Raw genomic sequence first — 13,329 nt, 5'->3', positions numbered from 1 at the left:
CGGCTTTCGCCGTCACGTCCGTCGCAGCGCTGATGCTCGCCGGGTGCGGCGCCGGCGACCCGAACGCGAACGCCGGCGGCGCCGACGACAGCGGTCAGGAGCGCATCACGATCGGCGTGAGCGTGTACGACATGTCGTCCTTCGTCACGGAGGGCAAAGAGGGCATCGAGCGCTACGCCGAGGAGAACAACATCGAGATCCTGTGGAACTCCGCGGGCCTCGACGTCAACACCCAGGCCAGCCAGGTCGACCAGTATGTGACGGCCGGCGTCGACGCGATCGTCGTCATCCCCGTGCAGGCCGACTCGCTGCAGCCGCAGATCGCCGCAGCGAAGGCCGCCGACATCCCGTTCTTCGATGTCAACGCCTCGCTCAACAGCGAAGACCTCACCGGCTCCGTGCAGCCGGACGACGTGGCAGCAGGTGAGCAGGAGGCCCAGATGATGATGGACGCCCTCGACGGGAAGGGCAACGTCATCATCCTGCAGGGACCGCTCGGAGGCTCGGGCGAGATCAACCGCGGAAAGGGCATCGACAACGTGCTCGCCGAGAACCCCGACGTGAAGGTGCTCGCCAAGGACACCGCGAACTGGAAGCGCGACGAGGCCGTCAACAAGGTCAGCAACTGGATCTCGGCCTTCGGCGACGACATCGACGGCGTGATCGCCCAGAACGACGACATGGGCCTCGGTGCCCTGCAGGCGCTCAAGGAAGCCGGCATGACCGACGTGCCGATCGTCGGGATCGACGGCATCGCCGACGGCCTCGAAGCCGTCAAGAACGGTGACTTCATCGGAACCTCGCTGCAGAACGGCACGGTCGAGCTGTCGGCCGGTGTCGCCTACGCCGCCGCCATCGTGCGCGGCGAGGACGTCAAGGAGAACCCCGTCTACCTGATGCCCGCGATCACGAAGGACAACGTCGAAGAGGCGATCGGCCACGTGGTCACGGAGCGGGACGCGTTCCTCAAGAACCTGAGCGAGATGACGAACAAGAACCTCAAGAGCGGCAACATCGCCTACGAGGGTCTTACCGGCCAGTCCGAGTGACCGCCGCGCCAGGGCCGCGGAGATGCTTCGGTGTCTTCGCGGCTCTGGTCTTTCACGGACTTGTCGTTCACGGATGAGGGAGAAGCAGATGCCGACGTACGTCGCCGGGGTGGATTCGTCCACGCAGAGCTGCAAGGTGAGTGTGCACGACCTGGAGACGGGCGAGGTCGTGCGCACCGGCCGGGCGACGCATCCGTCCGGCACGGAGGTCGACCCCGAGGCCTGGTGGTCGGCGCTCCAGAGCGCGATCGTCGACGCCGGCGGGCTGCACGACGTCGCCGCGATCTCGGTCGCCGCCCAGCAGCACGGGCTCGTGGCGCTCGACGCACAGGGGCACGTGGTGCGCGACGCCCTGCTCTGGAACGACGTCCGCAGCGCCGATGCCGCGGCGGCGCTCGTGGCGGAGGTCGGGGCGCAGGAGTACGCACGCCGGGTCGGAGTCGTGCCCGTGGCGTCCTTCACCGGAGCCAAGCTGCGGTGGCTGCGCGATGAGGAGCCGGCCAATGCGGCAACGGTCGCTGCGGTGGCACTCCCCCACGACTGGCTCTCGTGGCGGCTCCGCGGTTTCGGGCCGGTCGGCACCGGCGAACTCGGCCCCGACCTCGATGCCCTCGCGACCGACCGCTCCGATGCCAGCGGCACTGCGTACTGGAGTGCCTCGACCGGTGCCTACGATCTGGATCTGCTCGCGCAGGCGTTCGGTCGCGTCCCGCGCCTCCCCCGCGTGCTCGGACCTGCCGAGAGGATGGGCGTCACCCCCACGGGCACGGTGGTCGGCGCGGGTCTGGGGGACAACGCCGGGGGTGCGCTCGGACTCGATGCCCGACCGGGCGACGCCGTGATCTCGATCGGCACCAGCGGCACGGTCTTCGCCGTGTCCGAACACCCGATCGCCGACGCCACCGGAGCGGTCGCCGGCTTCGCGGACGGGAGCGGGAACCATCTTCCCCTCGTCGCCACGCTCAACGCGGCGCGGGTGCTCGATGCCGTCGCGGGGCTTCTCGGCGTCGATCACGGCGAACTCGCGCGCCTGGCGCTGGAGTCAGAGCCGGGTGCGGGCGGACTGGTGCTGCAGCCCTACTTCGAGGGAGAGCGCACCCCGAACCGTCCGGATGCCACGGCCACCCTGTTCGGCATGTCTCTCGCCTCCACCCGTCGCGAGACCCTGGCGCGGGCGGCGGTGGAAGGACTGCTGTGTGGTCTCGCCGACGGCCTCGATGCGATCCGTCGGTGCGGAGTACCGGCCTCGCGCATCCTGCTCATCGGCGGAGCAGCCCGCAACCCGGCGGTCTCGCGGATCGCGGCGCAGGTCTTCGACGTGCCGATCGTGGTGCCGGGAATCGACGAGGCGGTCGCCCGCGGTGCTGCGGTACAGGCGGCGTGGGCGCTCACCGGCGAGCGTCCGTCGTGGCACGACGGCGAGGCACGTGCCTTCGCGGTCGACCATCGGCCGATCATCCGCGAGCAGTACGCCGCGCGGAGCTGAGCTCAGGCGCCCCAGCCGGCCTGCACGCCGCCCACACGCTCGGCGGCGATCTTCTCCTGGTATCCGGATGCGAGGTACGCGGCCATCGGATCTGCGGGAAGACCGCGCGTCTCGCGCCACTCGGCGAGGGCCGGACGCACGTCGGTGTAGAACGCATCCATGAAGACGGCGTTCGCTGCGAGCACGTCCCCCGACTTCTGCGCGGCGGTGAGGGCGTCGCGGTCGACGAGCAACGCACGGGCGGTCATCTCCTGCACGTTCAGCACCGAGCGGATCTGGCCGGGGATCTTGTCCTCGACGTTGTGGCACTGGTCGAGCATGAACGCCACGTCGGGGTTGTTCAAGCCGCCACCGCGGATGACCTCGAACAGGATGCGGAACAGCTGGAACGGGTCGGCGGCTCCGACGATCAGGTCGTCGTCGGCGTAGAAGCGCGAGTTGAAGTCGAACGAACCGAGCTTGCCGAGGCGCAGCAGCTGCATCACGATGAACTCGATGTTCGTGCCGGGCGCGTGGTGGCCCGTGTCGAGGCAGACCATCGCCTTGTCGCCGAGGGAGCTGACCTGCGCGTAGGAGGTTCCCCAGTCGGGAACGTCGGTGTGATAGAACGCCGGCTCGAAGAACTTGTACTCGAGCACCAGGCGCTGGTCGTCGCCGAGGCGGCCGTAGATCTTCTGCAGCGAGTCCTGCAGTCGATCCTGACGCCCCCGCATGTCGGCCTGGCCGGGATAGTTCGACCCCTCGGCCAGCCAGATCTTGAGGTCGCGGCTGCCGGTCGCATCCATCACGTCGATGCAGGCGAGGTGGTGGTCGACCGCCTTCTGCCGGATGGCCGCGTCCTCGTGCGTGAGGGCGCCGAACTTGTAGTCGTCGTCCTGGAACGTGTTGGAGTTGACGGTGCCGAGAGTCACCCCGTGGTCCTCGGCGTGTTTGCGAAGGTCGGAGTACGAATCCACCACGTCCCACGGGATGTGCAGCGCCACCGCGGGCGCGAGTGCCGTGTAGTGGTTGACCTGAGCGGCGTCGGCGATCTTCTCCCACGGGTCCCGCGGGGTGCCGGGAGTGCCGAACACCTTGAAGCGCGTGCCGGAGTTGCCGAAGGCCCAGCTGGGAAGCTCGATGCCCTGCTGGGCGAGGATGGCGAGGTTCGAGGGACTGAGGATGCTCACGATGCACTGCTTTCGTTGGGGAGACCGGAGGTGGAGAGCTGGTCTTCGAGGTGGAACACCTCGGGAAGTGTGGGTGCCGCCTGGTCAGGACGGCCGTCGAGGCCGATAAAGAAGCGGGCCATCTCGGCTTCCCAGCGGGCGGCGACCGGCGACGCGGCCAGGTATGCCTGCGCCGCGACATCGTCGTCGGTCTCGTAGTAGCCGATGAGCTCACCATCGGGAGCGAGGAAGAGCGAGTAGTTGCGGCGACCGGCCGCGGCGATCTCGGCGAGCATCTCCGGCCACACCGACGCGTGACGCTCGCGGTACTCGTCCAGAAGCTCCGGACGCACCTGGAGCTTCACGCATACGCGGATCATGAGGACCTTTCCGGGAGCGTCCGGCCGACACTCGTGCCGGCCGGACGCCCGAGGTTGATCAGAAGTCGAACTCGCCGATGTTGTCGGCGTTGAACACGAACGGATCGCCGAGCACCACGACGCCGTCCTCCCCGACCGTGTACTCACCGAGGTCGCCGGCAGTGAAGGTGTCGCCCTTCTTGCCGGTGATGTCGCCCTCGATCAGCGCCTGCGCCGCGAAGGCCGCCAGGTAGCCGAGGTCTTCCGGGTTCCACAGCGCGAACGACGTGACCGTGCCGTCCTCGACGTACTCGCGCATCTGGTTCGGAGTGCCGAGACCGGTGAGCGCGACCTTGCCCTTGTAGTCCGAGGTGGACAGGTAGCGGGCGGCTGCGGCGATACCGACCGTCGTGGGCGAGATGATGCCCTTCAGGTTCGGGTGCGTCTGCAGCAGGGCCGCGGCCTTGTCGAACGACGTCTGGTCGTCGTCATCGCCGTAGACCGTCTCGACCAGGGTGATGTCGGGGTAGTCACTGGCGAGGTAGTCCTTCATCAGCTCGATCCAGGCGTTCTGGTTGGTCGCGTTCGCCGAGGCCGAGAGCACGGCGATCTCTCCTGCACCGCCGATCTGCTCGGCGACCTGGTCGACCTGCGCCTTCGCGATGCCCTCCGAGTCAGCTTGGTTGACGAAGACGTCGCGGCACTCCGGGTTGGTGTCGGAGTCGAAGGTGACGACCTTCACTCCCGCGTCGCGGGCCTCGTTCAACGCGTCGCAGATGGCCTTCGGGTCGTTCGCCGAGACGACGAGTGCCCCGACGCCCTGCTGCGTCGCGGTGTTGATGTAGCTGACCTGGGCGTCGGGAGTCGCCTCGGCCGGCCCGACCTCTGCGAACGTGCCGCCGAACTCCTCGACGGCGGCCTTGCCGCCCTTGCTGGAGGTGTCGAAGTAGGGGTTGCCGAGGTTCTTGGGCAGGAAGGTGACGGCGAGGTTGCCGTCACCGCCGTCGCCTCCACCACTGTCGCCACCGGTGCTCGCGCATCCGGACAGGGCGACCGCGGCGGCGACCGCGAGCGCGGCGAAAGCCGTCGCGCGTCTACGTGCAGACATCATTGTTCTGTTCCTTTCGTGAGGGTGTGCCGCAACCGCGGCGTCGGCGTCATGAAGCTGTGGGTGCGGCGCCGGTGGTCGATCGTCCCGGTCTGCGACGAGCCTTCTGCAGCCAGGCGAGGAAGCTCGCGGCCACCACGGAGATGACCAGGAGGGCGCCGGTGATGATGTTGATCACGTCGGAGGTCACGTTCATCAGGCGCAGTGCGCTGGCGAGCGAGCCGATGAGCAACGCCGCCGCGACGACCCCGTAGATCCTGCCCCGACCGCCGAAGACCGAGACGCCGCCGAGCACGACCGCCGCGATCACCTGCAGTTCGAGGCCGGTGGCGTTGTCGCCCCGCGCGCTGCCGTAGCGGAGGGTGTAAAAGATCCCGGCGAACGCGGCGACCACCCCGGAGAGCACGAAGAGGATGAACTTCGTACGCTCCACGTGCACGCCCGAGAACCGTGCGGCGTCCTTCGAGAGGCCGATCGCGTACACACCGCGACCGAACGGGGTGTAGTGCAGCAGCAGGATGAACGCGACGAGGAGGAGCAGGAACGGGATCATGATCACGGGGATCGTGGTGCCGGCGAGCTTCGCCTTGGCGAGATCGGTCCAGAACTCCGGGAACTCGGTGACCGCCGTCGTTCCGAGCAGGCCGACCGCGAGGCCACGGAACAGCGCGAGCGTTCCGATGGTCACGGCGAGCGACGGCAGACCGACGACGGTCACGAGGAATCCGTTGAAGGCGCCGCCGATCAGACCGACGAGCAGTGCCGCGAGAGCGGCGACCTCGAACGGGATCCCGCCCTGCACGAGCGCCCCGGTGACGACGCTGGAGAGGCCCACCATGCTGCCGACCGACAGGTCGATCTCGCCCGTGATCATCACCAGCGTCATGGGCAGGGCGATCAGGAGGATCGGCGCGATGTCGAGGAGCAGGTACGTCAGCGTGATCGGCTGCCCGAACCCGCGTACGGTGCTCGCGGAGACGATGATGACGACGATCAGCAGGGCGACGATCGCCATCTCCCTGGTGAGGAGGACGCGGCGCCAGAGCGGCTTGTCGAAGTCGCGGATGACCCGGGTGGTCGCAGTCGCGGTCGCGGCGGTCATGACTTGTCCCTCGCTTCGATGAGCCGTCGTCTCTGGCGGACGGCGAGCACGCGGTCGAGCACGATCGCACCGATGATCAGCAGGCCGACGACGGCACGCTGCCAGAAGTCGGGGATGCCGAGGATGGGGAGCGCCCGGTTGATCGTGAGCAGCAGCACCGCACCGATCGCCGCGCCCCACACGGAGCCGATTCCGCCGGTGATGGCGACGCCGCCGATCACGGCGGCACCCACCGCATCGAGCTCCCACCCGGCTCCGGCCTGCGAGTTGATGGTGCCGTAGCGGGCCGCGTAGAACACTCCGGCGAGACCGGCGAGCGCCCCGGAGACGACGAAGGCGGTCAGCACGCGACGGGTGACGCGCAGGCCGTAGAGCTCCGCAGCCGCCGGGTCGGATCCGATGGCGTAGTACTCCCGACCACCGCGCGTGTTCTTCATGTACCAGGCGGCCGCGGCGAGCACGATGAGGGCCACGATCGTGAGGATCGGGATGCCCACGAGCTGCCCGGTGCCGAGGGCCAGGAAGTCCTTCGGCATGTCGGACGCGTTCACCCGGTCGCTGCCGGTCCACAGCACGTTGATGCCGCGGTAGGCATAGAGCGTACCGAGCGTGATCACCATGGCCGGCACCTTGGCGAAGGCGACCAGTGCACCGTTGACGAGTCCGAGGAGGGCGCCGAAGACGACGGCTGCCACGACCACGATCACGATGGGGATGCCGGGCACGTCGATGAACAGGCGGCCGGTGAGGTACGCGGTGAGCCCCATGACCGAGCCGACCGAGAGGTCGACGTTGCGGGTGATGAGCACGATGGCCTGCCCGACGGCGACCAGCACGAGGATCGAGGGCGTGAGCAGCAGGTCGCGCCAGCCGTCTGGGCTGAACAGGAAGTGGGAGTTGTTCGTCGTGGCGGCGACGATCACGAGCGCGAGGGCGAGGAGGATGCCGAATTCGCGCGCCCGACCGAGCGCGGAGAGCTTCTTCGTCATCGACGAGACGGGGATGGCGGTGGTCACGAGGAGAGCTCCGATGCGTGCGTGGCGGCGTACATGACGTTCTCGGAAGTCGCCTCCGCGCGGGCGATCTCCGCGGTGATGCGCCCTTCGCGCATGACGAGGACGCGGTCGGCCATCCCGAGCACCTCCGGCAGCTCGGACGAGATCATGAGGATCCCCATTCCCTGCCCCGCGAGCTCGGAGAGCAGTCGGTGCACCTCCGACTTGGTGCCGACGTCGATCCCTCTGGTCGGTTCGTCGATGATGAGCACCTTCGGCTGTGTGGCGAGCCACTTGGCGAGGACGACCTTCTGCTGGTTGCCGCCGGAGAGCGTCGCTGCGACCGTGTCGAGGGCGTGCGTCTTGACCTCGAGCCTGGTCGCCCATTCCCTGGCGGCGCGGTTCTCGATGCCGGTGGTGAGGAAGCCCAGCTTCGCGAGCTGGCGGCGGATGGAGAGGGTGATGTTGCCGCCGACGCCCGATTCGATCACGAGCCCCTGCTTGCGGCGGTCCTCGGGCACGAGGGCGAGGCCCGCACGCATGGCCTCCGTGGGTCGACTGCGGGGGATGCGTGCGCCCTGCATGGTGACGGAGCCCTCGCGGTACGGGTCGACGCCGAAGACGGCACGCACCACTTCGCTGCGTCCGGCCCCGACGAGGCCGGCGAGACCGACGATCTCGCCCGCGTGCACGGTGAAGGAGATGTCGTGGAAGACGCCAGGGCTGGTGAGGTTCTCGACGACGAGCAGCGGTGCGCCGACCGTCGTCTCCTGCTTGGGGAACAGCTCGGTCACCTCGCGACCGACCATCTGGTGCACGATCTCCTCGACCGAGGTGTCGGCGATCGCACTGGTGGCGATGTAGGCCCCGTCCCGCATGACGGTGACGGTGTCGCAGAGTGCGAACACCTCGTCGAAGCGATGCGAGATGAAGATGAGCGCACGGCCCTCGTCGCGCAGACTCCGCGCAATCGTGAAGAGCCGCTCGACCTCGACGCCGGAGAGCGCGGCCGTCGGCTCGTCCATGACCAGCAGGCTCGCATCGAGCGAGACGGCCTTCGCGATCTCGATGACCTGCTGATCGGCGATCGACAGCCCCTCCGCCGGACGGTCGGGATCGATGGTGACCCCGAGCCGGGTGAACAGGCGCTCGACCTCGTGGCGCATCCCCCTGCGGTCGATACGGCCGAAGCGCCCGGTCGGCTGTCGGCCCATGAAGATGTTCTCGGTGACGGACAGATCGGGGAACAGCGTCGGCTCCTGATAGATCACCGCGACGCCCGCGCTCTTGGACTGTGCGGTGGAGGAGAAGTCCACATCCTCTCCATGGAACCGGAACACCCCGTCGTCGCGCTGGTAGAGACCGGCGACGATCTTCACCAGGGTGGATTTGCCGGCGCCGTTCTCGCCGACCAGGGCGTGGATGGACCCGCCGTCGACCGACAGCGTCCCGGAACGGAGGGCGACCACCGCGCCGAACGACTTGCGGATGTCGCGGAGTTCGAGCGCCGGTGGAGCACCGGAGGTGTCAGAGGTAATCGTCATCGATCGGACCTAAGCTGCAGGATCGTCCCTGCGGATTGAATCGTTTTAAAGAGCGGAGCACCTGAAATTTACGACTCTCGCTGGCTTGCTGTCAAGTCACGGTTTGGCCAGTGGTACGTTTCAGGGACAGGTTCGCGGATGGCGCGGAAAGGAATCACGCCGTGGTCGTCAGTGTTCGAGATGTCGCACTCGCCGCTTCCGTCTCGGTCGGGACCGTCTCGAACGTCCTGAACCACCCGGACAAGGTGTCTCCCGCCACCGTCGAACGCGTCACGGCGGCGATCGAGAAGCTCGGCTTCGTGCGCAACGACGCCGCCCGGCAGCTGCGCGCAGGGCACAGCCGCTCGATAGGCCTGGTCGTGCTCGACGTGCGCAACCCGTTCTTCACCGACATCGCCCGCGGCGCCGAGGAACGGGCAGCCGAGGCGCGGATGACGGTCACGCTCGGCAACAGCGACGAGAAGGTCGAACGCGAGCGCGCCTACATCGACCTGTTCGAGGAGCAGCGCATCGCCGGCCTGCTCATCTCACCGCTCGCCGACGACCTCCCGCGATTGCGGCGCCTGCGCGATCGCGGCACCACCGTGGTGCTCGTCGACCGGGAAGTCGCGGACGAGAGCTTCTCCTCGGTGTCGGTCGACGACGTCGGAGGTGGTTACCTCGCCGTGCAGCATCTCGCGGCGCAGGGACGACGACGCATCGCCTTCGTCGGGGGTCCGATGGGCATCCGACAGGTGGTCGACCGCCTGGAGGGTGCCAGCAGGGCCGCGAACGAGGCCGGGGTCTCCCTCGAGGTCATCCTGACCGATTCGCTGAGCGTGCTCTCGGGCCGTGCCGCCGGCGAGACCCTCAGCGCACGCGCACCCGATGATCGCCCTGATGCCGTCTTCGCCGCGAACGACCTCCTCGCGATGGGGGTGCTGCAAGCACTCATGATGCGAAGCAGCATCCGGGTCCCGGACGAGATCGCGCTCATCGGCTACGACGACATCGACTTCGCGGCCGCCGCCGTGGTCCCGCTCTCATCGATCCGCCAGCCCGCCGAACTCATCGGATACACGGCCGTCGATCTGATGCTGCGAGAAGCCGGCGGTCACGCCGGGCGGGAACGCGTGGTGTTCCAGCCCGAGCTCGTCGTGCGGGAGTCGACCGCGCGACTGGCCTGAGCGCGAGCCGGTCGCCGCGGCGGGGCTTTCAGCACCTGAGGGCATTCAGCGCCCGAGGGCTCTCTTCGCCTTCTTCGCCGCTCGCTCCGCCGTCTTCCGGCGCTGCTTCCTGGCCTTCGGGTCGTTCCACATCCGCACAAGCTGATGCCTCACCGATTCACCCTTATTGATCTGCACCGTCGCCGCCCTGCTCCCGAACACGTACGCCACGAAGGCGACGCCGACGATGAGGAGGATCTTGTTGCGCATGATGCCTGCTTTCTGTGGGGCTGCGAAGGAGCGTCCGGTCAGGAGAGTCGACGCTGGTCGTGGGCGAGTCGGGCCCGCAGGCTCGTGTGCACCGAGACGAATGTGTCGGTGTCGCGCCCCGTCAGTACCGCGAGGTTGGCGAGCAGGCGATCGACGTGGTCGACGAGCTCCCTCGGATCGGTGTTCTGTCGCGGCGTCACAGCCACGTGCAGCACAGGACGGCGGCGGATGTCGTTGGCGGTGACCTGTGCGGAGAGAACCTCATCGCGGGTGGTGAGGGAGTTCTTCACGGCGTCGGAGACGAACGACTCGTTCACGGTCACGCGACCCAGCGGGTTCTGCGCTCCGCTGGAACGCAGCACCGTCTTGGACCGGCGCCCGGCGATGCTCGTGAGCGCGAGGATCAGCAGCACGATCACGATCACGATCGCTGCGACCGCGCCGATGCCGATCCACGACAGGCCGCCAGCGGCGATCGCCGTCGCGGCGATCACCTGGTCGAGCCAGGACCGGGCGTCCTTGCCAGCCGCAGTCCAGATGTCCGACAGGGTGGGCCAGCTCATGATGGCGATGCCCACCGCACCGAGGGCGAGGAACAGCAGTCCGATGATCAGCAGCAGGATGCGGTTCAGCGCGCGATTCGTGTTGTTCACAGCTCGTCTTCCTTCTCGGTGGGACGCTCGATGCGCACCCTGGTGCGCACCTTCCGCGTCAGCCGGTACGTCTGCAGCTCCGCTTCGGCCGCCGCCTGCACGTCGGCCGTGTCCAGCGGCACTCCGATGCCGGGGCGCACGGTCACGTCGACGGTGCGGTGTCCGACACCGACGGTGATGCTGTCGCGGGTGAGACCCGTCTCCTCGGCGAGGTGCTGGGCCAGGGCGCTGGCGATCACGCCGTTGTCGACGACGACCGCGCGTTCACCCGCATCGAGGACATGCCTCGACAGGCGTCCCGGTGTGACGGCCAGCACGATGAACACCAGCCCGATGAGGGCGAGTACGACGCTGCCGGCGATCACGAGCCCGGCGGGCTGTGCCGTGGGCAGGCCGATCAGCCAGCCCGCCGCCGCAGCAGGACCGACCAGGAGGGCGGGCTGCGCGGCGAGACTCAGCACGATCTCGAGGCCGATATACGCGAGGGCGAGGATGAGCAGGACGACTGCGACGAACATCGCGACGGTTCGCGGCGAGTGCGTCTCGCGTCGGATGACGCGGCGCAGGACCGGGGTGCTCATTGCACTCGTCTCCTTTCCGGGATGACGGCACCGGTGATGGTGAGGTTGATGCGGATGACGTTGCGACCGAGGATCGTGCTCAGGTTCTGCTGCAGCTGTTCCTGCAGTTCGCGTGCCCGCTCGAGGACGGGGACGGCCCGAGCGATCGCTGCCGTATCGTCCAGGCTCGGGACGGGAAGCGGAGTGGCGATCCGCACGGTCATCCCGCGCGGGTGCTCCGCGACATCGACCTTCACGTCGCTGCGAGGCACCCCGATCAACGTCGCGGACGCCTTCTCGGTGACGGTGCGGTAGACACGGTCCTTCACCTCGACGCGACCGCGGACGGCGGCCCCGCCGGCGGCGGCTCCGGAGAGCGCGCCGCCGGCGATGTGCTGGTCGGCACCCATCAGGAGGTACGCCGCCCGGTGAAGACGTCGGCGAGTCCGCGGACGTCGAGCTTGCCGGAGGCGATCCGGCCGACGAGCGCCCCGATGCCCGCGAAAACGGCCATGAGGAGGAATCCCCAGAAACCGAACAGGAGGGCGGCGAGGGCCAGCAGTGCGCCGATCAGGGCGCCGACCGTTGTGGCGCTCATGAGACGCGCGACTCCTCGTTGTCGTCGCTGTCGTCGCCGGGCACGTGCACGTCGTTGACCTCGACGTTGACCTCGACGACCTCGAGGCCGACCAGACGGCTGATCGCACCTGCGACAGCAGCACGGACGTTGTTCGCGACGTCCTGGATCGGCGCCGGGTACTCGACGACGATGGTCAGGTCGGCCGCCGCCTGCGTGTCGCCGACCTCGACCTTCACGCCCTGCGCGAGGTCGGTCGCGTTGATCACGTCGCGGATGGCGCCGAAGGCGCGTGCGCCGCCGCCACCGAGGGCGTAGACGCCGGCGACCTCACGCGCGGCGATGCCGGCGACCTTGGCCACGACACCGTCGGCGATGGTGGTCTTGCCCGCGGCGTTCTCGTCGGCGGGCACGCGCGATGCGGAGAATCCGCTCGACCGGTCGACGCGCGACGCGGAAGCGCCGGCGGCCTTCGGAGCGGCCTGTGCGAGCTCCTTCTCGGCCGGAGCGGGGGTGGTCTGGTCCTGGTTTGCCATGAGGTGTCCCATCTCGATCTGAAGACCGGTCGCGGGTCCCGTGTGGAACTCCCGCCGGGAGCGAAACGCTCGCTCGGAGATAGGACGGACGTGCTGCCGGATTCGTCACAAAGTCGTTTCCGCGCCGCCCGGGCCACCCGCAGGAGGGGGCTCTCAGTCGCCGGTGCCGCCGTGCATCTCGCCGACGGGGACCGGAACGGAGAGCACGTTGCCCGGCTGCGCGAGCGGGCACGCCCAGGCCGGGTCGTAGGCGCAGGAGGGGTTGTAGGCGAAGTTGAAGTCGAGCACGATCGTGCCGCGCTCCGCGTCGGATCCGAGATCGGCGCCCTTGATCGTGTCGAGGAGATACCGCCCGCCGCCGTAGGTTCCCCCGGGTCGGCCGGCCAGCGCATCCCGCACGGGGATGAAGATCCCGCCGCCGTACGTGGTCAGCCGCCAGACATCCAGTGTTCCCGCAGCAGGCACCTCCACACGCCCAATGCGCTCGAAGGGCACGATGCCGTCGGTGCCGGTCGCGAAGTCGAACCCACCGGGGTCGGCGGGGAGGATCGGCAGCTCGAATCGCCACTGCGGATCGTACGAGGCGATCGGCAGCCCCTCGAACAGCGCTCGGTCCTCGGGCAGAAGGGGCGTCGCCGGGTGGCGGAGCATCAGGTCGTCACGCTCGATCCGCCAGAGCTCGTGTGCTTCCTCCGCGGAGTCGGCACGGCGCACGGCGTCGTACAGGGCGAACACCCGACGTCGCCAGTCGGCGACCTCGAGCGCGGTGCGTGCAGGGGCGCTGGTCATGCCCTCAG

At 68.5% G+C, this 13,329-nt stretch carries 16 protein-coding genes; 3 read left to right on the top strand and 13 right to left on the bottom strand.

What is annotated here, in order from left to right; genetic code table 11:
• Nucleotides 1-32 precede the first annotated feature (32 nt).
• Nucleotides 33-1,049, top strand: a complete 1,017-nt coding sequence (locus tag RN51_RS09865) for a substrate-binding domain-containing protein (RefSeq protein ID WP_419865798.1) — start codon at nt 33-35, stop codon at nt 1,047-1,049.
• Between the two features lie 88 nt (nt 1,050-1,137).
• Nucleotides 1,138-2,535, top strand: coding sequence for a xylulokinase (locus tag RN51_RS09860; RefSeq protein WP_045263872.1), 1,398 nt, complete (start codon nt 1,138-1,140; stop codon nt 2,533-2,535).
• A gap of 2 nt (nt 2,536-2,537) precedes the next feature.
• Here the strand turns inward: RN51_RS09860 and rhaI are convergent, their stop codons facing one another.
• Genes rhaI through RN51_RS09830 form a run of 6 tightly spaced genes read right to left on the bottom strand, consistent with a single transcriptional unit; the run spans nt 2,538 to nt 8,791 of the window.
• A complete protein-coding gene (gene rhaI / locus RN51_RS09855) occupies nt 2,538-3,704 on the bottom strand; it encodes an L-rhamnose isomerase (RefSeq protein WP_045263871.1) in 1,167 nt (388 codons plus the stop codon).
• A complete protein-coding gene (locus RN51_RS09850; RefSeq protein WP_045263870.1) occupies nt 3,701-4,063 on the bottom strand; it encodes an L-rhamnose mutarotase in 363 nt (120 codons plus the stop codon). The genes rhaI and RN51_RS09850 overlap by 4 nt, the downstream gene beginning before the upstream one ends.
• Nucleotides 4,064-4,121: 58 nt before the next feature.
• The gene (gene rhaS, locus RN51_RS09845) at nt 4,122-5,153 is read right to left on the bottom strand and encodes a rhamnose ABC transporter substrate-binding protein (protein ID WP_045263869.1); all 1,032 of its coding nucleotides are present in this window, start codon (nt 5,151-5,153) and stop codon (nt 4,122-4,124) included.
• A 46-nt stretch (nt 5,154-5,199) separates the two neighbouring features.
• On the bottom strand, nt 5,200-6,252 hold the full coding sequence (locus tag RN51_RS09840) for an ABC transporter permease (protein ID WP_045263868.1): 1,053 nt from the start codon (nt 6,250-6,252) through the stop codon (nt 5,200-5,202).
• Nucleotides 6,249-7,241 (bottom strand): ABC transporter permease, encoded by a 993-nt coding sequence (locus tag RN51_RS09835; protein ID WP_045264029.1) that lies wholly within the window; start codon nt 7,239-7,241, stop codon nt 6,249-6,251. Before RN51_RS09835 ends, RN51_RS09840 begins: the two co-directional genes overlap by 4 nt.
• A gap of 23 nt (nt 7,242-7,264) precedes the next feature.
• Nucleotides 7,265-8,791: a sugar ABC transporter ATP-binding protein gene (locus tag RN51_RS09830; RefSeq protein ID WP_045263867.1), complete on the bottom strand. Its 1,527-nt coding sequence runs from the start codon at nt 8,789-8,791 to the stop codon at nt 7,265-7,267.
• A 161-nt stretch (nt 8,792-8,952) separates the two neighbouring features.
• Here RN51_RS09830 and RN51_RS09825 point away from each other — a divergent pair, with 161 nt between their 5' ends.
• Nucleotides 8,953-9,957, top strand: coding sequence for a LacI family DNA-binding transcriptional regulator (locus RN51_RS09825; protein WP_045263866.1), 1,005 nt, complete (start codon nt 8,953-8,955; stop codon nt 9,955-9,957).
• Between the two features lie 45 nt (nt 9,958-10,002).
• Here RN51_RS09825 and RN51_RS09820 read toward each other — a convergent pair whose 3' ends face one another.
• The 7 genes from RN51_RS09820 to RN51_RS09790 form a co-directional block, all read right to left on the bottom strand.
• Nucleotides 10,003-10,206, bottom strand: coding sequence for a hypothetical protein (locus RN51_RS09820; RefSeq protein ID WP_045263865.1), 204 nt, complete (start codon nt 10,204-10,206; stop codon nt 10,003-10,005).
• A 38-nt stretch (nt 10,207-10,244) separates the two neighbouring features.
• A complete protein-coding gene (locus tag RN51_RS09815; protein ID WP_045263864.1) occupies nt 10,245-10,859 on the bottom strand; it encodes a hypothetical protein in 615 nt (204 codons plus the stop codon).
• Complete coding sequence (locus tag RN51_RS09810; RefSeq protein ID WP_045263863.1) at nt 10,856-11,440, bottom strand: DUF6286 domain-containing protein; 585 nt, start codon at nt 11,438-11,440, stop codon at nt 10,856-10,858. Before RN51_RS09810 ends, RN51_RS09815 begins: the two co-directional genes overlap by 4 nt.
• The gene (locus tag RN51_RS09805; protein ID WP_045263862.1) at nt 11,437-11,829 is read right to left on the bottom strand and encodes a hypothetical protein; all 393 of its coding nucleotides are present in this window, start codon (nt 11,827-11,829) and stop codon (nt 11,437-11,439) included. The genes RN51_RS09810 and RN51_RS09805 overlap by 4 nt, the downstream gene beginning before the upstream one ends.
• Nucleotides 11,829-12,017 (bottom strand): DUF2273 domain-containing protein, encoded by a 189-nt coding sequence (locus RN51_RS09800; protein WP_017829702.1) that lies wholly within the window; start codon nt 12,015-12,017, stop codon nt 11,829-11,831. Before RN51_RS09800 ends, RN51_RS09805 begins: the two co-directional genes overlap by 1 nt.
• Nucleotides 12,014-12,532: an Asp23/Gls24 family envelope stress response protein gene (locus tag RN51_RS09795; protein ID WP_045263861.1), complete on the bottom strand. Its 519-nt coding sequence runs from the start codon at nt 12,530-12,532 to the stop codon at nt 12,014-12,016. Before RN51_RS09795 ends, RN51_RS09800 begins: the two co-directional genes overlap by 4 nt.
• Before the next feature lie 153 nt (nt 12,533-12,685).
• Nucleotides 12,686-13,321, bottom strand: coding sequence for a DUF1684 domain-containing protein (locus tag RN51_RS09790; RefSeq protein ID WP_045263860.1), 636 nt, complete (start codon nt 13,319-13,321; stop codon nt 12,686-12,688).
• Between the last annotated feature and the right edge of the window lie 8 nt (nt 13,322-13,329).

Origin of the sequence: Microbacterium oxydans, assembly GCF_000956405.1 — a bacterium.
GTDB lineage: Bacteria > Actinomycetota > Actinomycetes > Actinomycetales > Microbacteriaceae > Microbacterium > Microbacterium oxydans_C.
Note: the sequence above shows the minus strand (reverse complement) of the source record. Positions and strands in the feature narration are given on the sequence as shown.